The following is a 21,140-nucleotide window of genomic DNA, read 5'->3' as shown; positions in this document are numbered from 1 at the left end:
TCTATCGGCGCCCGCGACCGGCGAAAGAGTTAGACGGCCATGGTCACGCCGACGTAGGACAGCACCACGTCGGACTGATCGGTCATCCGGGTCAGCGTCGCGTAGGAGCGAATGAACGACTGGCCCACGCAACCATCGATTTTGACGTGGAAATTGCTGATCATCACCCAGGGATTGGAGCCTCTGAACTGCTTCTTGGTTACCGGCACCACGATCACGAAGCCGGGTTTGAGGCCCACGTTGATCGTGCCACCCACCGGTGCGGTTATCACCGGCAGGAAGTTTCCCGGTATGGGAAGCCCGGCCGTGATACCGAGCGATGGGGCAAGGCCGGCATTGCCGCCTATCTCCACGCCGTTGGACGTGCTCATGTCTATTCCACAACCGATCTCGTAACCCACTTCGAGCAGGCCCTGCCCTTGTTCGGGTCCCCTCAGCGAACCGACGAAGGTTCCGCTGGAGAGATATTCGCGAGACGAGATCGCGGTGGTCAACGGTGCCACCGGGACCTGCATCTCGTCCTTAGCCCCGAGCCCGAGGATCCAGCCATCGGGTGTATTGACCGATACCGGGGGATTCGAAGCCACCCGACCGTCGTTGGGTGCCGAGGCGGCAACGGGCTCAGCCTCCGGATCACCGCCCGCTGCGGGAGCCACGATGACGGACATCGCGAAGCACAGAGCGACTACCGCAGCACGACGTACGACCTGGTCGATCGGCCTCACGAGCAACAAGGTATGCGTCGCGATATTCGATCGGCAGAATTTGCCGGCCGGTCCGGCAAAGTTGTGTTGCGTTCGTAACGGATACGCGATGTAGGCCCGGCACGCTGGCAGTGCCGCATGGTCGGCAATTTTTGCGTTGTGCGGATTGGCCCGCCGCTAGAATTGCAACAACGATGCACCCGACTGGGCAGAGAGGGCGGCGATGAAACCTCGTTCGTACGCTCGTGGACTGCTTGCCGGTGTGTTCAGCCTCGTGGCGCTGGGATGCGGGACCGGCACGGCTCAGGCGGCGCCAGAGCCCACTCCGCCGCCGATGCCGCCCACCCTAAACCAGTTGGAGACGGTCGACGCGCCATCGATCTTCACGAATCCGGCCGATCGCGGCCGTCCCATCCAAAAAAACTGGGACGGTTTCGGAATGTATTGCCAGAATCTTTTCGTCCGGTGCGGTTAACCGGCCCACGTCCAGGGCGGCTCAGTCCACCATCGACCGCGCCCGCTGCAGCATTCGCGGCAACGTCGGCGCCATGGCTTCCCATTCGTCGCGCGGTGTCCTCCGTCGGCGGTTGTGTTTGACGATCAGCGACCAGGTCGCCGCCGACTTGAAACAGGCCAGTGCACGAAACCAGGCCAGATCGGCGACTTGATGCCCCAGCTCCTGCTGATAGATCTCGGCGAGTTCGTCGATCGGCGGCGCCACGCCGACGGCGTCCGAAACACGTTGGTAAGTTTCGGGATCGCAGTTGATCAGAAACCAGCCCGCATCGATCCGCGGATCTCCTACCGACCAGATCTCCCAGTCGATCACCGCGTTGACACTCGCCCCGGCCGCCATCAGGTTGCCCAACCGAAAGTCACCGTGTACCACGCTAGGCGCGATAGCCTTTGGGGCGCAACGCACTAACGCGTCGCGTACCCCCTGCCAGCCGGGTACCAGTGCTGCATCGACGGTCTGCAACGTCTGACACCAGCGCTCGACTTCCGAGACCGCATCGATGACCGGTTCAAAACCCAGTCCGAGGTCACCCGGCGACAGGCTGTGCAGTGCGGCCATGACCCGGCACGCGTTGCGGTAGCGCTCGGCCAGCTCCGGCGCGGGCGGGCAACCGTCGAACAGCGGCTCGACGCAGTCACCGTCAACGTGCGACATCACGAACAGCGGCGCGACCATGGGCGGATCTCCCGAATCCTCCCACAGCACCTCGGGCACCGGAACCCGCGTCGCGGCAAGCGCTTTGAGAATGCGAGCCTGCCGCAGCACATCACGGTGCGCGATCGGCTCAACCCCTGGCGGTGCGAGCTTGACCACCACGGGCTCACCGGATCGCGTTCCTCGAAAGGTGAAGCTGGAGGCGCCTCCTGCCAGCGCGGTGACGTCGGCGACGTCGGCGGCCGCGAGTCGGCGGCGCAGCTCGTCGAGATCGACCTCCACCATCAGCCGGCGGGCTGAAACCAGCCGACCTCCGCGAGGAAGGGCTGGGTATGCGCAATCCGGCCGGTCAGGGTCTTCGGATCTCCGGTGCACAACCGGAACGCCGTCTCGGTGATCAGTTCGATGTCCTCGGTGTCCGTCTTGGCAAGGTCGAGGGTGCCCGCACCCGGGGTGGCCACGGGATTGGACGGAGCGGCGGCGTTGACCGCGATTCCGTCGTCATACAGTTCTGCCGCAAGGCTTTTGGTGAGCCGGTTGAGTGCGGCCTTGGCCGTCCCGTAAATGCCGAAGCCCGCGGTCCGGTCGAATTCGGAGAAGGGCGGGCCGGGCGGTAGGTCGCCGCCCACTGAGGTCAGGTTCAGAATCCAGCCCCGCCCGCGTTCGCGCATCGCGGGAATTGCCAACTGGCTCAAGTGCAATGGCCCGAGCACATGCATTTCCATCATCAGACGGGCGCGGCGCTCGGGGAACCCGTCGAGGGGTCGCAGAAAGGTGACCGCGGCATTGTTCACCAGGATGTCCGGAGCGCCGACGGTGTCCACGACTTCACCGAACAGCCGCTCGCGTTCCTCGGCCTGGGACAGATCTGCCTGCACGGCGATGGCCCGGCCCCCCGCGGCGACGATCTCGTCGGCGGTTTCGCGCAGCGACCCGTGGAATTTGGGGTCGGGGTCCATCGTCCGCGCGGTCAGCGCGACCGTGGCACCGTGGGCCGCGAACCGCGTGGCGATCGCCTTGCCCAAACCTCGGCTGCTCCCGGTAACCAGGGCCACCAATCCGTCGCATCGTTGGTTCGCGGTCATCGTCGGCGCTCCTTGGCGGGATCCGGTAACGGAAATGGCTTCTCCAAACTAGAGAATGTCATTATCACCGATCCGTCCTAAGGACAAGCACGCCGCCTGGAGCACCGTGGCCTAAATCGTGGGACTCGCGTCTTTTTAGCCGCTCACGACATGGCAGCCGCGGGCCTACCGTGGCTTTCATGCAGGTGATCTCCACTCTCCCCGACACCTCCGTCGCGCAAGCCGCCATTCGGTTGGCACAGTCGACCGAGTCACCGTCAGTGTTCAACCACAGCGTCCGCAGTTACCTGTTCGGTGAGCTGGTCGCCGCGCACGAGGGCATGCGTCCGGGCGCCGACTACGACGCGGACGCCCTGTTTCTCGGATGCGTCATGCACGATCTCGGAGCCGGGGCCGCGGCGCCCGGTAAGGCGAGGTTCGAGGTCGAAGGCGCCGACCTCGCGGCGGCGCTGCTGACCGAACACGGCTGCAAGCGCCCACTCGTGGACGGCGTGTGGGAGGCGATTGCCTTGCACACGTCGATGGGCATCGCGGATCGGCGCGGAGCGCTCTGTCATCTGGTGCGCAGCGGTGTGGGTGTGGATTTCGGCCGCGACGCCGAATTCATCGACGAGGACATCGCGGCCGGGATCCACGCCCGCTACCCGCGATTGTCCATGGCGCGCACGTTGATGGATGCAATCGTCGCGCAGGCACAACGCAGCCCCGAGGCGGCGCCGCCCTACACATTTCCCAACCAGGTGCTGCGCGAACGCCAGACCGACGGCATCACCTTGCTGGAACTTGCGGCCACGCATGGTCGCTGGGGCGACTGATCCCTAGTGTCGGCGCCGGGCGTCGATCGAATAGCGGCCGCCGCCGACGAAGACCAGCAGCAAAAAGCCGAAGCAGAACAGAATCGCCGGTGTTCCGGCGTTGCCGCCCGGTGGATCACCGATCGGCCACAGCGCATGCGGCTGATGCATCCAGAAGTAGGCGACCGCCATGGTGCCCGAGGCGACGAATGCCGCAGCGCGAGTGAACAATCCGGCACCTATTAGTAGTCCCGTAACGAATTCGATGAGCCCGGCGTACCAGCCGGGCCACGACCCGAATTCAACGGGTCCCGGCGTGGCGACGGGCCAGCCGAACAGGATCATCGAGCCGTACCCGGCGAACAACAAGCCATAGACCAACCGGAACAGACTCACCCCCACCGGTGCGTAGCCGTCGAGGCGGTGATCGAGATTCGTCGTCATCACCCAGCCAACGTTACGGCCGTCGTCGCGAAGCGTGGTGTAGACACATCCGTATGCAAGGAGGCGCTTTCACATACCTGCTCCTGTTCGGCGCGATCATCGCGGAAGTGGTGTCGACCAGCCTGCTCAAGAGCACCGAAGGTTTCACCCGGCTCTGGCCTACCGTGGTGTGCCTGGTCGGCTACGGCGCCTCTTTCGCACTGCTGGCGTGGTCGATCCAGCGGGGCATGCAGACAGACGTCGCCTACGCGTTGTGGTCGGCGATCGGCACCGCGGCCATCGTGCTGATCGCGGTGCTGTTCTTGGGCTCCCCGATTTCGGTGACGAAGGTCGTCGGCGTCGGGCTGATCATCGTCGGAGTGGTCACGTTGAACCTGTCCGGGGCCCACTGACGGCCACTTCCACCCGGGCGGGCAAGCGCCTGATATCGGTGAAACCGAAATCAATTGCCGCTTTTGCGCTTTCACCGGTGCCTGGCGGGTCGATCGCGAGGACTGGGTAACCGTCCTCGGTGGCGAATCCGGCGCACCCGGCATCCCGATCACGACTCCAAGAATTCGTAGAGGCTCCGAAGAGAACCTGTTCTCATGATCAGGATCGCGACCGTGGCCCGCGCCGTTGCCATTGCGGTGCTGACCGGCGCGATCGCACTCGGGTCGACGGTGGGCACAGCCCAGGCCGCCCCCGGCAATCCACCCAGTGGTGCCGGCGCGCTTTACGGCGACCCCGTCGCGGCCGCCCCATTCTGGCGTTATCAGCAATACGACGACGACTGCGTCGAGATGGCGGTCGCCGACGTGGTCGGGGAACAGACCGGCACCCAGCCGTCCGAGCACGAGATCGTCACGCTGGCTCAAACAACGCCCAGCAGCGTGCACCCCGGGCCGATCTACAACAAGCCGAAGAGACGCAAGAGCGGCGAGGGCACCTCGTTCGACGATGAGCCGGCGTTGCTAGCCCACTACGGAATCCGCGCCGTGAGCACCGACAAGTCAAGCGCCGCATCGACCCACGTTCCGACGGGCATGGTGGCCCTCGAGCAGGATCTGGTCAAGGGCCGCAAGGTTATTGCCGGGGTCAACGCCGAAGTCATCTGGGGCGACCCCGTCGAGGACAAAGACTCGCACGGGCAACCGCTGGCCAACCACGCCGTGGTCGTCACCGGTGTCGACACCGCGGCAGGCATCGTGCACCTCAACGACAGCGGCAGCGAGCAGGGCGCCGACGAGCAGGTGCCGATCGACGTCTTCATCCGCTCCTGGGATGGCAGCGACGAACAGATGACGGTCACCGGCTAGGTGCGACTGGATACCGGCGTGCTCAGCAGCCGAGTCAGGGCATCGGTCACCTCGACGGGGCGCTCCTCCATGACGTAATGGTCGGCACCCCGCAGGCGGATCAATTCGGCGTTCGGGATCTGCTCGGCCAGCTCGCGTGCGGTGCGCAACGGGACATACGGATCGCGGTCGCCCCAGACGACGAAGACGGGGCAGTCAATGGTTCCGAGGCCGTCGGCGAGCCATGGGACCGCGGGCACCCGATAGTGCGCGAAGAATTCCCAAAACGTGCGCCTGCCTTGCGCACTGTTCATCCAGCCCAGGTACTCGGCTTCCAGCGCGGTGTCGAAGCAGCCGATTTCGCGATAGCGGGCCAGCGCCCGATGGTGGATCGCGGCCAGCGGCAGATGTCGCGCGCCCGCGGATAGCAAGGGGTGGACGGCGATCCAGTGTTGACTCTGCGAGAAGCGGTAGAACCACGGACGGAAGACGCGATGCGCGCGGGTGTTCAACAGACCCAGTCGCAGCACCCGTTCGGGGTGGCGAATGGCGTAGCCGAGTCCGATGAAGCCGCCGTAGTCATGGGCGCACAGGTTGAATCGCTGCCACCCCAACTGCTGCACGAAACGCTCGATCCGCTCCACTTCGTTGTCATAGGTGGGTGCGGTCGCCGGCGGATCGGACCAGCCGAAGCCCGGCCAGTCCGGCGCCACAACGTGATGGCTGCTGGATAGCGCCGCGATCTGGTGGCGCCAGCAGGACGAGCTCTGCGGGTAGCCGTGCAGCAGCAGCACCGGCTCTCCGCTGCCAGCGGCCACTCCGAACACCTTGCGCCCGTCGACATTCCACATGGCCACAACGTATTCGAATCCGGCGCTACCCGACCCCGCACATCGAGACGGACGGCGCTCCGTTACGGACGGCGCAAGTGCAGAAAACCTGGAGGACCTCACCGGCGCCAAAGAGTCTTTGGAGCTGGACGCGCGGTCGTCATCCTCGCCGACTCAGGCAGCGTCCGGGCGGCTGCCCCGTCAACGCCGTTTCGTCGCCAGTGCGTGAGGTTGCGTTCACGTGACGGTCGTCAATTTCGCGCCTGGTGTGCAAACACCGCTGCCAGACTGACGAACTGCGCGAAGCTGGGCAGATCGGTGCGATACTGCCACCACCTCTAGGGAGTAGGAATCACTATGACCGATCTCGACCAGACCCCCTCCGACGGATTGTCTGCCGCCCCTTCCCGGCCCGCCGACCTGGCCGAGCACTCTCGCACTGGGATGGGCGCGCCCGCGCTGCAGCGCGCGATCACCGATCACCTGCGCTACTCGATCGGCCGCCCGGCCGCGGCCCTGCGGCCGGAGCACTACTACCGGGCGCTGGCGCTGGCCGTGCGCGACCGCATGCAGGACCGCCGGGTCGCCTCGACGCAGACCTCGCTCGACCTCGGACGCAAGGTGACCTGCTACCTGTCGGCGGAATTCCTGATGGGCCCGCAGCTGGGCAACAACCTGCTGAACCTGGGCCTGGAGGGTGCGGCGAAGTCCGCGCTGGCCGCGATGGGACAGCGGCTTGACGAGGTGCTGGCCTGCGAGGAAGAACCGGGGTTGGGCAACGGTGGCCTGGGCCGGCTCGCGGCGTGCTACCTGGACTCGCTGGCCACCCTCGAACGTCCGGCGATCGGTTACGGAATCCGTTACGAATTCGGCATTTTCGATCAGGAGATCCACGACGGCTGGCAGGTCGAGCAGACCGATAACTGGCTGGACCGCGGCAACCCGTGGGAGATCCCCAAGCCCGACGTCAACTACTTCGTCAAGTGGGGCGGCCACGTCGAGCGCTACACGGACGACGCCGGGCGCGAGCGTTCCCGGTGGGTGCAAGGGTTGCTGCTGAAGGGCACCGCCTTCGACACACCCATCCAGGGCTACGGCGTCAACACCTGCAACGTGCTGACGTTGTGGAGCGCGAGGGCGGTCAAGTCGTTCGCCCTGGACGCCTTCAACACCGGCGATTACTACAAGGCGGTCGAGGACGAGGTGACCTCGGAGACCGTCACCAAGGTGCTCTACCCCAACGACGAGCCGGAGGCTGGCAAGCGCCTTCGTCTGCTACAGCAGCACTTCTTCGTGTCCTGCTCGCTGCAGCACGTGCTGCACATCATGGACGATCTGGCCGACGCGGGTGTGCGTGAGCTGCCCCAGCGATTCGCGTTGCAGCTCAACGACACTCACCCGTCCATCGGGGTCGCCGAGCTGATGCGGCTGCTGATCGACGAGCGGCACCTGGAGTGGGAAGAGGCGTGGGACATCACCGTCGCGACGTTCGCCTACACCAACCACACGCTGCTGCCGGAGGCACTCGAGACCTGGCCGCTGGACCTCTTTGGCAGCTCGCTGCCCCGCCATCTGGAGATCATCTACGAGATCAACCGACGCTTCCTCAACGAGGTGCGTACCCGGTTCCTCGGCGACGCGGAGCGGGTGCGCCGGATGTCGCTCATCGGCGAGGACGGCGCCAAGTTCGTACGGATGGCACACCTGGCCACCGTCGGCAGCCACGCCATCAACGGTGTCGCCGCGCTGCACTCGGAGCTGCTGAAAGAGAGTGTGCTCAAAGACTTCTACGAGATGTGGCCAGAACGGTTCAGCAACAAGACGAATGGCGTGACGCCGCGGCGGTTCCTCGCGCTGTCCAACCCCGGTCTGCGCGAGCTGCTGGACCGCACCATCGGGGACGGCTGGCTGAAGGACCTGGGCAAGCTGCGTGGGCTGGAGCCGTTCATCGACGACTCGTCGTTCCGCGAGCAGTGGCGCGACATCAAGCGCAGCAACAAGGCGCGGCTGGCCAACTTCATCCACGACACGACCGGTGTCGAACTGAACCCCCAGTGGATCTTCGACATCCAGGTCAAGCGGATTCACGAGTACAAGCGCCAGCACCTCAACGTTTTGCACATCATCGCGCTGTACTACCGGCTCAAGCAAAACCCGGAGCTGTCGATTCCGCCGCGCGCCTTCATCTTTGGCGGTAAGGCAGCGCCGGGCTACTTCTTGGCCAAGCGGATCATCAAGTTGATCAATGCCGTCGGGGAGACGATCAACAACGACCCGGTGGTCAACAAGTACCTGAAGGTCGCCTTCATCCCGAACTTCAACGTGCAGAACGCGCACCTGATCTACCCGGCCGCCAACGTGTCCGAGCAGATTTCCACTGCGGGCAAGGAAGCGTCAGGAACCGGCAACATGAAGTTCATGATCAACGGGGCCCTGACGGTCGGCACGCTCGACGGAGCCAACGTCGAGATTCGTGAAGAGGCCGGAGCGGAGAACTTCTTCCTGTTCGGCCTGACCGTCGAAGAGGTCGAGGCGCTCAAGGCGAGCGGTTACCGCCCGTCGGATTACATCGACAGCAATGACGAGCTGGCCGCGGTGCTGAATCTGATTGCCGACGGCACGTTCTCGCACGGCGACACCGAGGTGTTCAAGCCGCTGGTGGACAACCTGCGTTACGACGACCCGTTCCTGGTGTGCGCCGACTACGCCTCTTATGTGGAGTGCCAGAGCCGGGTGAGTGCCGCGTGGCTGGATGGGGAGTCGTGGACCAAGATGTCGATCCTGAATACCGCACGCAGCGGCAAGTTCTCGTCGGATCGCGCCATCGCCGAGTACTGCGACGACATCTGGAAGGTCTGGCCGCTGACGGTGAAGATCTAAGTCGCCAGGGAGATCGACCGCTGGCGTCGCAACGCAGATTGCGGCGCTAGCGGGTCTCTTTCGAGACGTAGACGATGATGTAACCGACCGGGATGCCGGTACGCGCGGCGATGCATTCGCGCGCCACCGAGTCGACCGCGGCGCGGCGGCTAGCGCGCGCGACGGCGGCGATCTCGGGGACCCGGACTATCCATCCGTCGCTGTCGCGAGTGATCTCGATGTCGAAGCACTGACCGACCTTTGGGAAGGTCACACGCGCAGCGCTGCGCGGCGATTGCGCGCGTCGCAGGGTGGGCTGAATAAGCATCTGCTTTTCCTGAGTCGACAATGGGCCGCGGGCAAGAATAATGCGAAACCGCGCGAAACACCTAATCGGCAGCACCGGCTGGGACCTCACCCGTGACCGCAACGTTGTGTGACCGTTAATCAGCCATAGCCCGGCAGATCAGGTACACCGCTGGCGGTCAGCCAGCCACCGCCGTCGACGACCAGCACCGCCCCCGTCACATAGGACGCGGCGTCGCTGACCAGGAACATCACCGTCTCGGCGACCTCGGTGGTCGAGCCGGGGCGACGCAGCGGGTTCTGAGTGGCCCGGTGCTGATCGTCGCCGGCGATTCTTCGGACGCCCTCGGTCCCCGACATCGCTCCGGGGGCAACGACATTGACCCGAACCCCATCGGGCCCCCATTCGATCGCACATGCGCGGCTGAACGCGTCAACGCCGGCCTTGGCCGACACTACGTGCGCCTGCAGCGCCATGCCCCGGTACTGGATCGCCGCGCTGATGTTCACGACGGCGCCACCGTGCTCGCGCAGCCAAAGGTCGTACGCGGCTTTGGATACGTTGAAAGTGCCCAGTAGATCGATGTCGACCACCGCTTTGAATCCGCCCGCGCTCAGCTCGCTGATCGGGACCGGGAAATTCCCGGCGGCGTTGTTGATGACAATGTCAAGTCGACCGAAGGCGGCCAGCACGTCCTCGACGACGACCGCGACCTCCTCGCTGCTACGGACATCGCATACGCCGTAAACGGCCTCAATCCCCTCTTCCCGCAACGTCCTAACCGCGGACTGAAGATTGGGTTCCTTTCGGCTGCAGATGGCCACGCGAGCGCCATGGCTGCCCAATACCCGGGCGATCTCCAAACCCAATCCGGTGGCCCCACCGGTTACCAGCGCCACCCTGCCCTGCAGCAGGTCCGCCCGAAATGGGCTCGGGCGGAACGTCATTGGGATTCCAGTTCGGAGATGAGGTCGGCCAGGGCGAGGATCCGCTGCGCGTCACGCACATGCAGGCTTTCGATCATGCGGCCATTCATGGTGATAACGCTGTTCCCCGCGGCCTGCGCCTGCTCATACGCGGAGACGATCTCGCGGGCATCGGTCAGCTCTTTGTCCGACGGACCGAACAATTCGTTGGCGGGGGCAACCTGGGATGGATGTATCAGGGTCTTGCCGTCGAAACCCATCTCGCGGCCCTGCTGTGCCTCGGCCCGGAAACCCGCTTCGTCGTCGATGGTGTTGAAGACGCCGTCCAAGATCGCCTTACCCGCCGCTCGCGCACCCAGCACCGCAAGCGCCAACGCGGGTACCACCGGTGCCCGTCCGGGTACATGCAGACCATGCAGGTCGTTGACCAGGTCGTTGGTGCCGACGACCAGCACGGTCAGCCGATCGCTGGCCGACGCGATCTCCTCCGCGCGCAGGATGGCTCGCGGCGTTTCGATCATGGCCCACAACTGCATCGACTGCGGTGCATCGAGAGCATCGAGCGCATCCGCCAGCGTTTGGACGTCTTTTCCCGTCTCTACCTTCGGCACGAGCACCCCATCGGCCGCCGAACCGGCCACGGCGGCGAGATCGTCGTCGTGCCAATCGGTGCCCACCCCGTTGATACGCACCACGACCTCGCGAGGTCGATAGCCGTCTGAGGAGACCGCGTCGCACACCTTCGCCCTGGAGCCGACCTTGGCGTCGGGGCCGACGGCATCCTCGAGGTCGAAGATCAGCACGTCGGCCGGAAGCGATTTCCCCTTTTCGAGTGCGCGATCTTTGTTGCCGGGGAGATAGAGAGCTGATCGGCGCGGGCGCGGCGTCGTTGCCATGGGGTCAGCGTAGAGCTCCGGCGTAGCCGGCCCGGTTCGTGGTGGCGGCCCGCATTGTGAAATCGACGAATTCGTCGCACCATTCGCGCCATTTTCGCGACGCGCGAAATAGGGCAGTGAGAATCCGCGTTGACGGGTTTATGCTGGTACTCGCGGCGTAGTGCCGACCGAAAAGATAGGTCGAAGCATGAGCACTGACAAAGTCAATCGCGGCATCTTGCTTACGATGGTGGCGCTCGTAACGATCGCCTACATCGCGCTTTACGAGCAAGCCTCAACCAACTTCAGGCTGTACGTCCCACTGTGCGTGGCGGCGTTGGTGGGATTGTTGATCCACGACGCGGTGACCAGCCATCGGCCCCGTAGGCACTGAGTCGATACAGAACCCGGAGAACGGGTTTCGGGCCCCTTGGCTCGATCCCTCCGGCTTGTCACCCGGCCTTGGCCGGGACAGCGGGCCCAGCCCCCGAGAGCGTGATCTGGATCACCCATCCGTGGGTCGCACGGCTCCGAATGCCGAATTATGAGTCGACTGCAGCGTGCCGACGACCTGGCGGCACCCCGGAATGCGGATGACCCCGGTGACGCCGCTGAGCTCGCCACGCTTTCTCCGCAGGGCGTGGGCTGGTTCCGCTTCTACTTCGATGACCGCCGCTGGGAGTGGTCTGAGCAAGTGCAACGGTTGCACGGGTATGAGCCGGGAGCCGTTACGCCGACGACCGAGCTGGTGCTTTCGCACAAGCATCCCGAAGACCGCGATCGAGTCGCCGCGGCTATCGACGCAATCACGCACACCCGTGGGGCGTTGTGCAGCCGACACCGGATCGTCGACACCGGCGGCGTGGTGCGCTGGGTGGTCGTCATCGGGGATCAGTTCTTGGACAGCCGCGGTGAAGCGATCGGCACCCACGGCTTCTACCTCGACGTCACCCCCGCCCATCATTCACGCGAGGCCACCATCACGGCGCGGTTGGGTGAGATAGCGGACAAACGTGCGCCAATCGAGCACGTCAAAGGCATGCTGATGCTCGTCTACGACCTCGATGAGAAGGCGGCCTTCAATTTACTCAGTTGGCTGTCCCAGAAAAACAATGTCAAATTGCGCGTCCTGGCCGAACAAATCGGTGTCACTTTGCGGTCGGCAGCGGCAAGCGCGATGGTCGATCGAAGTATTTTCGACCATGCGCTCATGACCGCGCAGCGTCGCGCCGATTAGGGCCGAACACCGGGAAGTTCTAATGCGCCGGCCGCGTTGCTCAGCGCGTGACAGAAACGGGTTTTCATGAGGGCGAGGTGGCCACCCAACGCCGAGCCGGCGTCGAGATCGTCGCAAAACGCCTGGAAAGCATGCTTGGTGCGCACGGCTTATCCAGCGGCGCGGCGCAATTCCTGACAACTCAGCGTTTTGCCGCGATCACCGGACGTGACCGCCGGGGCGTGCTGTGGGTCTCCCCGTTGTCGGGACAGCCAGGGTTCCTGCGCGGCGGCGAAGACACCTTGCGAGTTTCGGCTGTTCCGCGCGAGGGTGATCCCCTGCACCGGATGCCGATCGGCCAACAGATCGGATTGATCGCCATCGACTTCGCCGCCCGGCGCAGAATGCGCATCAACGGCAGCCTCACCGAGAGTGACGATGTGAGCATGACCGTGCACGTCGACCAGGCGTACGGCAACTGCCCCCAATACATCCACCGGCACAACGTCAACGTCGCCGCGGTTACCGACTCTCCCGAAAACCCAAGCCAAACAATGTCTTTGAACGCCACCCAACGGGCGATCATCGAAGCCTCGGACACATTCTTCCTCGGTACCACGCATTCCACCCGGGGCAGTGATGCCTCGCATCGCGGAGGTCCACCGGGATTTGTACGGGTCGAGAGCGCCGAGCGGCTGTGGTGGCCGGATTACCCCGGCAACAACATGTTCAACAGCTTCGGCAACCTGGCGGTCGACGACGAGGCCGCACTGTTGTTCGTCGACGTCGCCACCGGCGCCAGCCTGCAGCTGTCCGGTACCGCCCAGGTGGAATGGACCCGCCCCGGCGCCGAGGGTGACGACGGCGGCGTGGGACGGCGCGTCGCATTCACGGTCGGCTCGGTTGTGGCGTCCTCGCCGACCGCGTAATCCCGTTTAAGTCTTCGCTTTTCGGGGCGGGCGGGGCAGGAATCGGGGCACCCGGTCGATGACGTCCTGATAGGACGGGCGGCGTTGCAGGTCGATGACGTCCTGATAGGACGGGCGGCGTTGCAGGCTGCGCTCTTCCATCATCGGAATGCTCGCGCCCAGGAACATCGCCAGCATCGCGACCGCTCCCAGGATCAACCACCACCAGTCCGCGGGCGCCGCCGCGATACCGAATAACGCGACCGCCACCCAGAAACTGAACTCGCCGAAATAGTTCGGGTGCCGCGACCAGCTCCAGAGGCCTCGGTCCATCGCCGCACCAACCTGTCGCCGCGCGACGAACCGATGCATCTGCACATCGGCGATGAGCTCCAGCGCGACGGCGGCCACGCCGACGACGAAACCAACCCAGCTGAGCCACACCCACCCGGGGCCGGGCCGGGTCACCGCGACGTATGCCGGGACCATGCCCAAAAACACCTGCAGCGTCGGAATCAGGTGGATCGCCGACAGATCGGCGAGAAATTCCCAGCGGCCGGCCCGCTGCTTGAACATCGGATACCGCCAGTCCTCGTGGTGCAGGCCCGGAAACGCATAGACCCAGTTCGCGGTCAGCCGCACCGCCCACAGCACCACGACAACGGACAACAACGAGCACCGCAGCTGGTCGACCGCGGGCGAGACGCGGCTCCACCAATAGAACAACAACAGTGGCGGAACGACGCTCCAGTAGGCGTCGTAGAAGCTCGAATTCCGGTAGGCACGGCTGAATGCGAAAACAACGAAGGTAGCCAGCACGTCGGCGATCAACGTATCGAGCCAGAGCTGCCCGGTGTCCGGCCCCCAGGTCAGCCAGACCGCGGCCACCGCGAGGGCGACGAGGTACGCCACCGTGACTAGCCCCAGGGACCGCGCCTTACTGACCGTCGTCATGGTCGCAGCGTAGCTAGCGGGACTCGGCCGACGACTTCCGGCGCGTGATCCGGCCGTTGGCTCGGGATTCGGGCCGAACGCATTGACAGCTCAATAAGGAAGTCGCCCAACGGTAGAGAGTCATGTCACGACCCGTACTGGGCACGAACACCGTGACGGCGTCGAAGAGGTGCGGCCGACCGTAAATTCGCCGCGGGGGCATCAACTCAGGTCGGTGGCCAGAATGGCGTCGACGGTTCTCATGTGAAGATTCGCCTGCTGCATAAACGAATCGGCTCGCTCTAGATCGGCCAGCGTGCTGTTCGGACCGAGTGACATGCAAATGTGCATCGCACTGTGCACATCATCGATCTCCGATTGCAACGCGGTAGTCAGGGCCGGGTCCGGCGTAGGCAGGTGGGACTGCAGGTTGCCGCTCAGTTCGTCGTGGGCCACTGAACATGCCGACCGGAGAACGTTGATGTCATTGGCGGCGATCGCATCGATCACCGCCTGCATATAGTTCCTTGTATTGTCGAAGTGCTCTTTGGCTTGTGAATACCATTCTGGGACGCCGGGATAGACGGCGCTGGCCGTGGCAGATGTTCCGACAGCGAGAAGAGCCGCGGCAGCTAAAGCTGCGCCACCCCGCAGCCGGTGATACTTGTGCCTGGCCATGAGTGAACCTGCCTGTAGTCGGGTCGTCTTTTTGGGCTAGGCAAGGGATTGTGTGGGTGCACCCGGGCATTCGACCTAACTCAGCGGCCTACGAGCTGCGACCCGTCACCCGAGCCCACAACGTGCGCGCTTTGCCCGTTTGTCGCAATCAGAGACGACTTCTCTAGTGGCTCTTGAGGTTTGGAGATCCAGCCGAAATACCCGAGCACCAGACCGAGCACCGAGTAAATAGCGGCCTCGGTCCACATGAACTTGATACCCCATCGTCTGTCGAGGAAGATCGGCTCATCGACGATGCCCTGATCGGTCGCAACGGCATACGCGGCGTGAGCATAGGCCAGCGCGGCAAATGCTCCGGAGAAGAATTTGCAGACTTCGCGCTTCATGTTGTCATTCCTTCCACTACCTAGAGCACCTCGATCACAACCGATGCGATTGCTATGCGGCTCAGTGGATCCGGGTTGTACCGCACCGGCGACACACAGCTCAGAGTGCTCTGGGAGAAGGACCGGCGACAGGGTCGCAAGTCCTGACTGGACGGGTCTTTTGATAGCCGCCTAGGAGATTTGCGGGCTGCTCAAATCACGGCTACCGTCGCGGTCAAGGCGACACCGAACACCACGGCCGGCACGGCCATGGCAGCAAGAAAACCGAGCCCGAAGCGGCGGCCGCCGGCGGTGAAGGCCAACACCGCCTTAACCAGCAGGTTGGAACCCAACGCCGCAGCCACCGCGACAAGCGCGGTGTCGACGGTGATGTCGCCCTTGGCGGCGAGGCTGGCGGCCGCGACCGCGCCGGCGTGGGCATCGGCGAGACCCGCAGCGAACGTCGCAAGCACCACCCCTTTCGGGCCGAGCATGTCGGCGCCCCAACGACCGACGAGCAGGGCGAAGGTCAGCACCGCGGCCAGAACGAGCGCGGGCCGCAACGCGAACGGTCGGGTCGCCTTCGCCGCCCCGGCTTCCTCGTCCTGCGCAGCGTTCTGCCGGTGCGGGCCACCCCGGTAGACGAAGGCGGCGGCGCCCACCAGCACGACCGCTCCAGCGACCACGGGCGGCCACAGGCTGCGCAGCACTTCGATGTCGACGAGCGCGATCACAATGAGCAACTGGACAAAGGTCGCGAGGCTCGCGAGCAGTGCACTGGCGAGCGGGGCACGTATGCTGGTCGCCGTCCGGCCGAGCCGGCCCATCGACGCCGTCGTCGCAGTCGCCGAGACGAACCCGCCCGCCAAACCGGTGACGAGCACGCCCCGTTCGGGCCCGAGGGCCCGAACACCGATGTAGCCGACCCAGCCGATGCCCGTGAGCAGTACCACCAGGAGCCACACCTTCGCCGGGTTCAGTACGCCATATGGCCCGAGCTGCTGATCCGGGAGCAGCGGCAGGATCACCAGCGCCACCACGAAGAACTTGATGGCGTCCTCTACCTCGACGTCGCTGACGATCTCGCGGGCAAAGCGGTGGATGCGGGTCTTCGACACGAGCAGGCCCGCGACGACCACGGCGATGGCCACGGCTACCGCCGGGCGGGTGTAGGCGAGCGCGCCGAGCAGGTAAGCCGCAAGTGCGGCGATCGCTGTGGTAGTTCCGGGATCTCGTTCGCTGCTGCGAAAGTACGCGAGCGTCATCAGCGCCCCGACAACCACGAGGCCGGCCAGCACTGCCCACTCGCTGAAGCTGGCGGTGATGGCTCCGACCAACGACAGGAGCGCGAACGAGCGTGTCCCAGCAGGGAGCCTGCGGCTGTGGCTGCGCTCGCGCTCCAAACCGAGCAGCAACCCTATGGCCAGCGCCACCAGGAACGGCTGGATTTGCTGCCAGCTCACAAGGACTCCCGTTCAGCAGACCAGTGCGTCGCGGCCCAGAATAATTGACACCGGACGCCCGCGAACTAAGAAACCCGCCACGGGGCGTTGCGGATGCGGAGCCTGGCCGTCAGATCGCACCGGTCGAACGCAGGCGTTCCATTCCCGCCGCGTCGTAGCCGGCCAGGGCGCCGAGTAACTCTTCCGTGTGCTGCCCGACGTGCGGCGCTGCTGGTGGTGCAAACCGTTCGTCGGGTTTGGTCTTGATGCAAGTTCCAATCAATCGTTGCAACGTCCCGTCCGGTTGAGCCTGCTCGTAGACGAGTCGTCGATCTTTCGCATGGTCGTCATCGAACAGGTCTGCTCCCAAAAATGCTGGGGCTCCGGCGATATTGGTGGCAATAAAGAAGTCCGTCCATTCCGTACGGGTGCGGCTCTCGAAAATCGCCGTCAATTCCTTGCGCAGCCGGGCCTCTGCTTCGGGGTCTTTGCCCGGCTGTTGACGCCCCGGTTCGTAAAGATCCATCCTGTCGACTGACTCGCAGAATCTGCGCCAGAACTTGTCCTCCAGGGCGTTGAACACCACATAGTTGCCGTCGCTCGTTCGGTAGTACTGGTAGCGCAGCGATGCGCGGATTCCCTCACCGTAGGAGGGTTGCCCGTTCGCCAAGGCCGAGAGGTGTTGGAAATTCCAGTTGATCGCCGCATCGACCTGAGCTACCTCAATGTATTGCGGCTCGCCGTCACGTCCGGCGGCGTGCAGCGCGGCCAGGACGCCCATCGCCGCGTACAGCGGCCCCGCCAGAACACCTGTCGTCCCGGTGGCCGCCCCCGAAAGGCGCGGCGTTCCATCCGCGTCGATGATCGGCGGGCTCAAACCGGCGAAACAGTCGAAGGACAACCCGTGGGTGGCCAGGCGGGTGTAGGGACCATAGCTGCCCATGCCGTTGAGCACGCAGTAGACAACGGTCGGGTTGACCGCGACGACGTCGTCATAGCTGAAACCGAGGCGGTGCGCGGTTCCATAGCGGAGGCCGTCGATCACTACCGCCGACGACGCGGCCAGACGGCGGAAAGCCTCTTGGCCCTCAGCCGTTTTCAGGTTCAGCGCGACGCTCTTCTTGCCCCGATTCCAGTGTGAGTCCTGCAGTTCGCCACCGGACACCGCCGAACCGCGAAAGCCACCGCCGCCGGGCGGCTCGACCTTGATCACCTCCGCGCCCAAGTCGGCCAGATGCCCGCCCAGCGCATCCGTGGAGAACAGTGACACCTCGAGGACTCGGACATCCTTGAGAAGTTCCACAATGCGACCTTTCCAACCCGAACACCGGGCGCAACCGGGCACGTCGCGTCCTCGAAGCGAAATGCGACTACATCATGGTGATTGATTTCAGCTCGGTGTATTCCTCGAAGCCCCAGCGCCCTTGCTCGCGGCCGAGTCCGCTTTGCTTGAAGCCGCCGAACGGGCCGCCTCCGTTGAACATGCCGCGCGCCGGTAGCGACCAGCCGGGTCCCTGTCCGCCACCCGGATTGGTTCCCAGATCAACACCGGGTGCGACGGTCTGCACCATGATGGTGCCTGTTCTAACCCGCCTCGCGACGTTGAAACCCTTTGCGGCGTTGCGAGTCATCACCAGTCCCGCCAGACCATAGACGGAGTCGTTCGCGATGCGGATGGCTTCGTCTTCGGAGCGATAGGTAATTACCGCCAGCACGGGCCCGAACACCTCGTCCTGGCACAGGCGCATGTCGCTGCGGCAGGCGACGAATACCGTTGGTTCGTAGTAGAAGCCGCGTTCGAGATGCTCGGGACGTTTGCCGCCGACCACTAGCCGCGCGCCTTCCTGTCGCCCGGACTCGACAAAGCTTTCGACGCGTTGACGTTGCTCATCCCTGATCAGCGGACCGACAACGGTGGCGGGATCACGCGGGTCCCCAACCGTGATCAGTGGAGCCATGGCTTTGAGTCCCTCGACATACGCGTCGAGCAGGTGCTCGGGCAACAGAAGTCGCGACGTGACGGTGCAGGCTTGTCCGGCGTGCATCAGCACCTGTCCGAATCCTATTCCCGCAACGTCACTTTCGTTGACATCGTCAAGGACGATATGTGCACTCTTGCCGCCCAATTCCAGCTGTGCGCGTTTCATCGTCGCCGCCGACACTTCGCGGATACGCTGGCCGGTCGCCGTCGAACCGGTGAAGCCGATCATGTCGACGCCGGGGTGGGTACACAGCTCCTCGCCGACACCCGCACCGCCCACGACGACGTTGAACACGCCGGGCGGCAGGCCCGCTTCCTCACCGACCTTGGCCAGCTCCAAGGCGTTCATCGGGGTCCACGGGTGCGGCTTGAGCACCACGGTGCAGCCAACGGCCAAGGCGGCCAGGCACTTTTGAATGTTTATCGAGAAAGGGAAGTTGAACGGCGTGATGACCCCGACCACCCCGACCGGTTCGCGGACCACCGTCACGCCGCCCAGGCCAGTCGGCGACACTATTGGCCCGCCCGGTGTCTCCACCCATGTCACATCGTGTTCGACGAACTCGCCATAGTAATGGGCGGCCTCGATGGCACCCCCAACCTGAACCAGGTCGGTGATGAAGCCGGTCGAGCCGATTTCCGCGACGATAAGCTCTCGAAGTTCCGCCTGGCGCTCATCGAGTATTTCAGCGAACCGCTTGATGACCTTTGCCCGTTCCCGAACGGACATCCACGGCCACGGCCCCTCGTCGAAGGCACGCCTGGCGGCCTCGATCGCCATGGCCGCCTGCTTTGGCCCACCGTCGACGACTCGCCCGATCAGCTCCTCGGTGGCCGGATCGATGACATCGATGGTGCCGACCGCGTTTTCGCTCGACCACTGGCCGTCGATGTAGCTCTGGTATTCACGCATCATGCGACTCCGTCGGCCGCCGGCTACGTCAGCGTCGGATACGGGGCGGGCTCGAAATCGAAGACGCGGCGGGCATTACCCTGCAGGACTTTGTACTTGTCGAGGTCGGACCGGCCGTCAAGCGCCTTGTGCGCGGCCCGCAGGGAGTTGGGCCAGAGGCTGTCGGTGTGCGGATAATCCGTCTCGATCATCACGTTGTCGATCCCGATGGAGTCGAGATTCGCCGCCCCGAAGTCGTCCTCGATGAAGCAGCCGTACATGTGGTCGCGGAAGAGTTGACGCGGTGACTCCGGGAAAATCTCGGGGTCCGTCGGGACCGGGGTCAAGCGCATCGTGGCCGGATCAACCGACCAGTTGTTGGCGCGCAGGTATTGGTAGTCGGCGGCGACGTGTTCTGCACGCTCAATGAGGTAAGGGATCCAGCCGATGCCGCCCTCGGCCAGCACAATCTTCAGGTCAGGGAACTTCTGCAGCTTGCCCGAGAACAGCCAATCCGTGGTCGAGTTCGCCAGATTGAGGTTGATGTTGACGGCCTGAACCCCAAACGGCGCGTCGGGCGACGTGGTCGGACTGACCGACGACGATCCGATGTGCGTGCACAGCGGCATCTTCGTCTCGTTCACCACTGCGAAGAAATCATCCCACGTTCCCGAATGGATAGACGGAAACCCCAACGGATGCAAATTCTCTGAGAAGGCAATGGCTTTGGCGCCCTTGTCAGCGCATCGCAGCGTCTCCTGGACTGCCAGTTGGGTATCCCACAACGGAATGATGACCATCGGGATGTAGCGACCGGGCGCCGCGGCGCACCACTCGTCGATGACGAAGTCGTTGTACGCCCGCACGCACTTGAGTCCGAGGTCGCGATCACCGAGGTGGGCGAACATCTGACCACAGAACCGCGGGAAGAACGGAAAATTCAATCCCGCAATCACATGATCCTCGTCCATGTCGGGGATGCGGGCCACCGGATCGAAGTATGCGCGTGGCATCTCGTCGTAATTCACTGGCAGCGGGGAATATTCGGCAGGCTTTTGGTGAGCCGCGACCAAGATGCCCAACACCGACGCGCGCGCTTGGTCGTAGATCCACGTATCGACGCCGTCGATACGCTCGACGTGTGGCACTCGATCACGATCGGCGGCCGACGCGCGGTCAACCCATAGGTTTGGCGGCTCGATGATGTGGTCATCGACAGAGATCATCCATTGAAGATCTTGCTTGTCCACGGGGTTCCTCCTTGATTTGAGGACCGGTTCGTGTCGGGCGCGGCCGACGAGCTAAGGGTGCAGCCATAGCGTTCGCGCGGGACGGGTGCCGATCACCGGCTGATTTGATGCTAGGAGGGGCTCCGGGCCATTGTCAAGTGGTACTTGATAAGGGCGCAACCATACAACGCGATGTGCTATTACGTTGGTACGCAGCAATATTG

Annotated in this window: 22 protein-coding genes; 7 read left to right on the top strand and 15 right to left on the bottom strand. The window is 64.2% G+C overall.

The window, feature by feature from the left end; all coding sequences use genetic code 11:
* Positions 1-29 precede the first annotated feature (29 nt).
* The 3 genes from MAAFP003_RS07515 to MAAFP003_RS07500 form a co-directional block, all read right to left on the bottom strand.
* Positions 30-668, bottom strand: coding sequence for an MspA family porin (locus tag MAAFP003_RS07515; protein WP_096285766.1), 639 nt, complete (start codon positions 666-668; stop codon positions 30-32).
* Between the two features lie 532 nt (positions 669-1,200).
* The gene (locus tag MAAFP003_RS07505) at positions 1,201-2,160 is read right to left on the bottom strand and encodes a phosphotransferase family protein (RefSeq protein WP_096285762.1); all 960 of its coding nucleotides are present in this window, start codon (positions 2,158-2,160) and stop codon (positions 1,201-1,203) included.
* Positions 2,160-2,960 (bottom strand): SDR family NAD(P)-dependent oxidoreductase, encoded by an 801-nt coding sequence (locus MAAFP003_RS07500; RefSeq protein ID WP_096285760.1) that lies wholly within the window; start codon positions 2,958-2,960, stop codon positions 2,160-2,162. The genes MAAFP003_RS07505 and MAAFP003_RS07500 overlap by 1 nt, the downstream gene beginning before the upstream one ends.
* 179 nt (positions 2,961-3,139) lie before the next feature.
* Here MAAFP003_RS07500 and MAAFP003_RS07495 point away from each other — a divergent pair, with 179 nt between their 5' ends.
* The gene (locus MAAFP003_RS07495; RefSeq protein WP_096290941.1) at positions 3,140-3,775 is read left to right on the top strand and encodes an HD domain-containing protein; all 636 of its coding nucleotides are present in this window, start codon (positions 3,140-3,142) and stop codon (positions 3,773-3,775) included.
* Between the two features lie 3 nt (positions 3,776-3,778).
* Here MAAFP003_RS07495 and MAAFP003_RS07490 read toward each other — a convergent pair whose 3' ends face one another.
* Positions 3,779-4,198 carry a DoxX family protein gene (locus tag MAAFP003_RS07490; RefSeq protein ID WP_096285758.1) on the bottom strand — a complete coding sequence of 140 codons (420 nt, stop codon included), beginning with the start codon at positions 4,196-4,198 and terminating at the stop codon, positions 3,779-3,781.
* Between the two features lie 53 nt (positions 4,199-4,251).
* On the opposite strand from MAAFP003_RS07490, the gene MAAFP003_RS07485 reads away from it, so the two are divergent.
* Positions 4,252-4,590, top strand: a complete 339-nt coding sequence (locus MAAFP003_RS07485) for a DMT family transporter (protein WP_096285756.1) — start codon at positions 4,252-4,254, stop codon at positions 4,588-4,590.
* A gap of 195 nt (positions 4,591-4,785) precedes the next feature.
* On the top strand, positions 4,786-5,496 hold the full coding sequence (locus tag MAAFP003_RS07480) for a cysteine peptidase family C39 domain-containing protein (protein WP_096285754.1): 711 nt from the start codon (positions 4,786-4,788) through the stop codon (positions 5,494-5,496).
* Here the strand turns inward: MAAFP003_RS07480 and MAAFP003_RS07475 are convergent.
* Positions 5,493-6,326 (bottom strand): alpha/beta fold hydrolase, encoded by an 834-nt coding sequence (locus MAAFP003_RS07475; protein ID WP_096285752.1) that lies wholly within the window; start codon positions 6,324-6,326, stop codon positions 5,493-5,495. The genes MAAFP003_RS07480 and MAAFP003_RS07475 overlap by 4 nt on opposite strands.
* A 423-nt stretch (positions 6,327-6,749) precedes the next feature.
* Here MAAFP003_RS07475 and MAAFP003_RS07470 point away from each other — a divergent pair, with 423 nt between their 5' ends.
* Positions 6,750-9,185 (top strand): glycogen/starch/alpha-glucan phosphorylase, encoded by a 2,436-nt coding sequence (locus MAAFP003_RS07470; protein WP_243393941.1) that lies wholly within the window; start codon positions 6,750-6,752, stop codon positions 9,183-9,185.
* A gap of 46 nt (positions 9,186-9,231) precedes the next feature.
* Here the strand turns inward: MAAFP003_RS07470 and MAAFP003_RS07465 are convergent, their stop codons facing one another.
* From MAAFP003_RS07465 to MAAFP003_RS07455, 3 genes are all read right to left on the bottom strand, one after another.
* On the bottom strand, positions 9,232-9,438 hold the full coding sequence (locus MAAFP003_RS07465; RefSeq protein ID WP_096290940.1) for a long chain fatty acid-CoA synthetase Faa4p: 207 nt from the start codon (positions 9,436-9,438) through the stop codon (positions 9,232-9,234).
* Positions 9,439-9,611: 173 nt separating this feature from the next.
* Positions 9,612-10,418, bottom strand: a complete 807-nt coding sequence (locus MAAFP003_RS07460; RefSeq protein WP_096285748.1) for an SDR family oxidoreductase — start codon at positions 10,416-10,418, stop codon at positions 9,612-9,614.
* Positions 10,415-11,293, bottom strand: coding sequence for an HpcH/HpaI aldolase/citrate lyase family protein (locus MAAFP003_RS07455; RefSeq protein WP_096285747.1), 879 nt, complete (start codon positions 11,291-11,293; stop codon positions 10,415-10,417). Before MAAFP003_RS07455 ends, MAAFP003_RS07460 begins: the two co-directional genes overlap by 4 nt.
* Before the next feature lie 187 nt (positions 11,294-11,480).
* Between MAAFP003_RS07455 and MAAFP003_RS07450 the strand changes: the two genes are divergently transcribed.
* From MAAFP003_RS07450 to MAAFP003_RS07440, 3 genes are all read left to right on the top strand, one after another.
* Positions 11,481-11,666 carry a hypothetical protein gene (locus MAAFP003_RS07450; protein WP_096285745.1) on the top strand — a complete coding sequence of 62 codons (186 nt, stop codon included), beginning with the start codon at positions 11,481-11,483 and terminating at the stop codon, positions 11,664-11,666.
* Between the two features lie 150 nt (positions 11,667-11,816).
* Positions 11,817-12,509 carry a PAS and ANTAR domain-containing protein gene (locus tag MAAFP003_RS07445; protein WP_096285743.1) on the top strand — a complete coding sequence of 231 codons (693 nt, stop codon included), beginning with the start codon at positions 11,817-11,819 and terminating at the stop codon, positions 12,507-12,509.
* A gap of 47 nt (positions 12,510-12,556) precedes the next feature.
* Complete coding sequence (locus MAAFP003_RS07440) at positions 12,557-13,417, top strand: pyridoxamine 5'-phosphate oxidase family protein (RefSeq protein ID WP_096285741.1); 861 nt, start codon at positions 12,557-12,559, stop codon at positions 13,415-13,417.
* A gap of 6 nt (positions 13,418-13,423) precedes the next feature.
* Here the strand turns inward: MAAFP003_RS07440 and MAAFP003_RS07435 are convergent, their stop codons facing one another.
* The 7 genes from MAAFP003_RS07435 to MAAFP003_RS07405 form a co-directional block, all read right to left on the bottom strand.
* A complete protein-coding gene (locus MAAFP003_RS07435) occupies positions 13,424-14,350 on the bottom strand; it encodes a DUF1295 domain-containing protein (RefSeq protein ID WP_207768480.1) in 927 nt (308 codons plus the stop codon).
* Positions 14,351-14,551: 201 nt separating this feature from the next.
* Entirely contained in the window at positions 14,552-15,007 is a 456-nt protein-coding gene (locus MAAFP003_RS07430; RefSeq protein ID WP_133160829.1) for a hypothetical protein, read from the bottom strand.
* An 80-nt stretch (positions 15,008-15,087) separates the two neighbouring features.
* Positions 15,088-15,393: a hypothetical protein gene (locus MAAFP003_RS07425; RefSeq protein ID WP_207768479.1), complete on the bottom strand. Its 306-nt coding sequence runs from the start codon at positions 15,391-15,393 to the stop codon at positions 15,088-15,090.
* A 191-nt stretch (positions 15,394-15,584) separates the two neighbouring features.
* Positions 15,585-16,835, bottom strand: a complete 1,251-nt coding sequence (locus MAAFP003_RS07420) for an MgtC/SapB family protein (RefSeq protein WP_096285737.1) — start codon at positions 16,833-16,835, stop codon at positions 15,585-15,587.
* A gap of 109 nt (positions 16,836-16,944) precedes the next feature.
* Positions 16,945-18,117 (bottom strand): CaiB/BaiF CoA transferase family protein, encoded by a 1,173-nt coding sequence (locus MAAFP003_RS07415; RefSeq protein WP_096285735.1) that lies wholly within the window; start codon positions 18,115-18,117, stop codon positions 16,945-16,947.
* 67 nt (positions 18,118-18,184) lie between these two features.
* The gene (locus tag MAAFP003_RS07410) at positions 18,185-19,708 is read right to left on the bottom strand and encodes an aldehyde dehydrogenase family protein (protein ID WP_096290938.1); all 1,524 of its coding nucleotides are present in this window, start codon (positions 19,706-19,708) and stop codon (positions 18,185-18,187) included.
* Positions 19,709-19,731: 23 nt separating this feature from the next.
* On the bottom strand, positions 19,732-20,937 hold the full coding sequence (locus MAAFP003_RS07405; RefSeq protein WP_096285733.1) for an amidohydrolase family protein: 1,206 nt from the start codon (positions 20,935-20,937) through the stop codon (positions 19,732-19,734).
* Between the last annotated feature and the right edge of the window lie 203 nt (positions 20,938-21,140).

Source organism: Mycobacterium ahvazicum (assembly GCF_900176255.2).
Classification (GTDB): Bacteria; Actinomycetota; Actinomycetes; order Mycobacteriales; family Mycobacteriaceae; genus Mycobacterium; species Mycobacterium ahvazicum.
Note: the sequence above shows the minus strand (reverse complement) of the source record. Positions and strands in the feature narration are given on the sequence as shown.

Coding starts and splice junctions, on each gene's coding strand:
- MAAFP003_RS07515 (WP_096285766.1), bottom strand. CDS start 668: ATGTCCGTCATCGTGGCTCCCGCAGCGGGCGGTGATCCGGAGGCTGAG.
- MAAFP003_RS07505 (WP_096285762.1), bottom strand. CDS start 2,160: ATGGTGGAGGTCGATCTCGACGAGCTGCGCCGCCGACTCGCGGCCGCC.
- MAAFP003_RS07500 (WP_096285760.1), bottom strand. CDS start 2,960: ATGACCGCGAACCAACGATGCGACGGATTGGTGGCCCTGGTTACCGGG.
- MAAFP003_RS07495 (WP_096290941.1), top strand. CDS start 3,140: ATGCAGGTGATCTCCACTCTCCCCGACACCTCCGTCGCGCAAGCCGCC.
- MAAFP003_RS07490 (WP_096285758.1), bottom strand. CDS start 4,198: ATGACGACGAATCTCGATCACCGCCTCGACGGCTACGCACCGGTGGGG.
- MAAFP003_RS07485 (WP_096285756.1), top strand. CDS start 4,252: ATGCAAGGAGGCGCTTTCACATACCTGCTCCTGTTCGGCGCGATCATC.
- MAAFP003_RS07480 (WP_096285754.1), top strand. CDS start 4,786: ATGATCAGGATCGCGACCGTGGCCCGCGCCGTTGCCATTGCGGTGCTG.
- MAAFP003_RS07475 (WP_096285752.1), bottom strand. CDS start 6,326: ATGTGGAATGTCGACGGGCGCAAGGTGTTCGGAGTGGCCGCTGGCAGC.
- MAAFP003_RS07470 (WP_243393941.1), top strand. CDS start 6,750: ATGGGCGCGCCCGCGCTGCAGCGCGCGATCACCGATCACCTGCGCTAC.
- MAAFP003_RS07460 (WP_096285748.1), bottom strand. CDS start 10,418: ATGACGTTCCGCCCGAGCCCATTTCGGGCGGACCTGCTGCAGGGCAGG.
- MAAFP003_RS07455 (WP_096285747.1), bottom strand. CDS start 11,293: ATGGCAACGACGCCGCGCCCGCGCCGATCAGCTCTCTATCTCCCCGGC.
- MAAFP003_RS07450 (WP_096285745.1), top strand. CDS start 11,481: ATGAGCACTGACAAAGTCAATCGCGGCATCTTGCTTACGATGGTGGCG.
- MAAFP003_RS07445 (WP_096285743.1), top strand. CDS start 11,817: ATGAGTCGACTGCAGCGTGCCGACGACCTGGCGGCACCCCGGAATGCG.
- MAAFP003_RS07435 (WP_207768480.1), bottom strand. CDS start 14,350: ATGACGACGGTCAGTAAGGCGCGGTCCCTGGGGCTAGTCACGGTGGCG.
- MAAFP003_RS07430 (WP_133160829.1), bottom strand. CDS start 15,007: ATGGCCAGGCACAAGTATCACCGGCTGCGGGGTGGCGCAGCTTTAGCT.
- MAAFP003_RS07425 (WP_207768479.1), bottom strand. CDS start 15,393: ATGAAGCGCGAAGTCTGCAAATTCTTCTCCGGAGCATTTGCCGCGCTG.
- MAAFP003_RS07410 (WP_096290938.1), bottom strand. CDS start 19,708: ATGCGTGAATACCAGAGCTACATCGACGGCCAGTGGTCGAGCGAAAAC.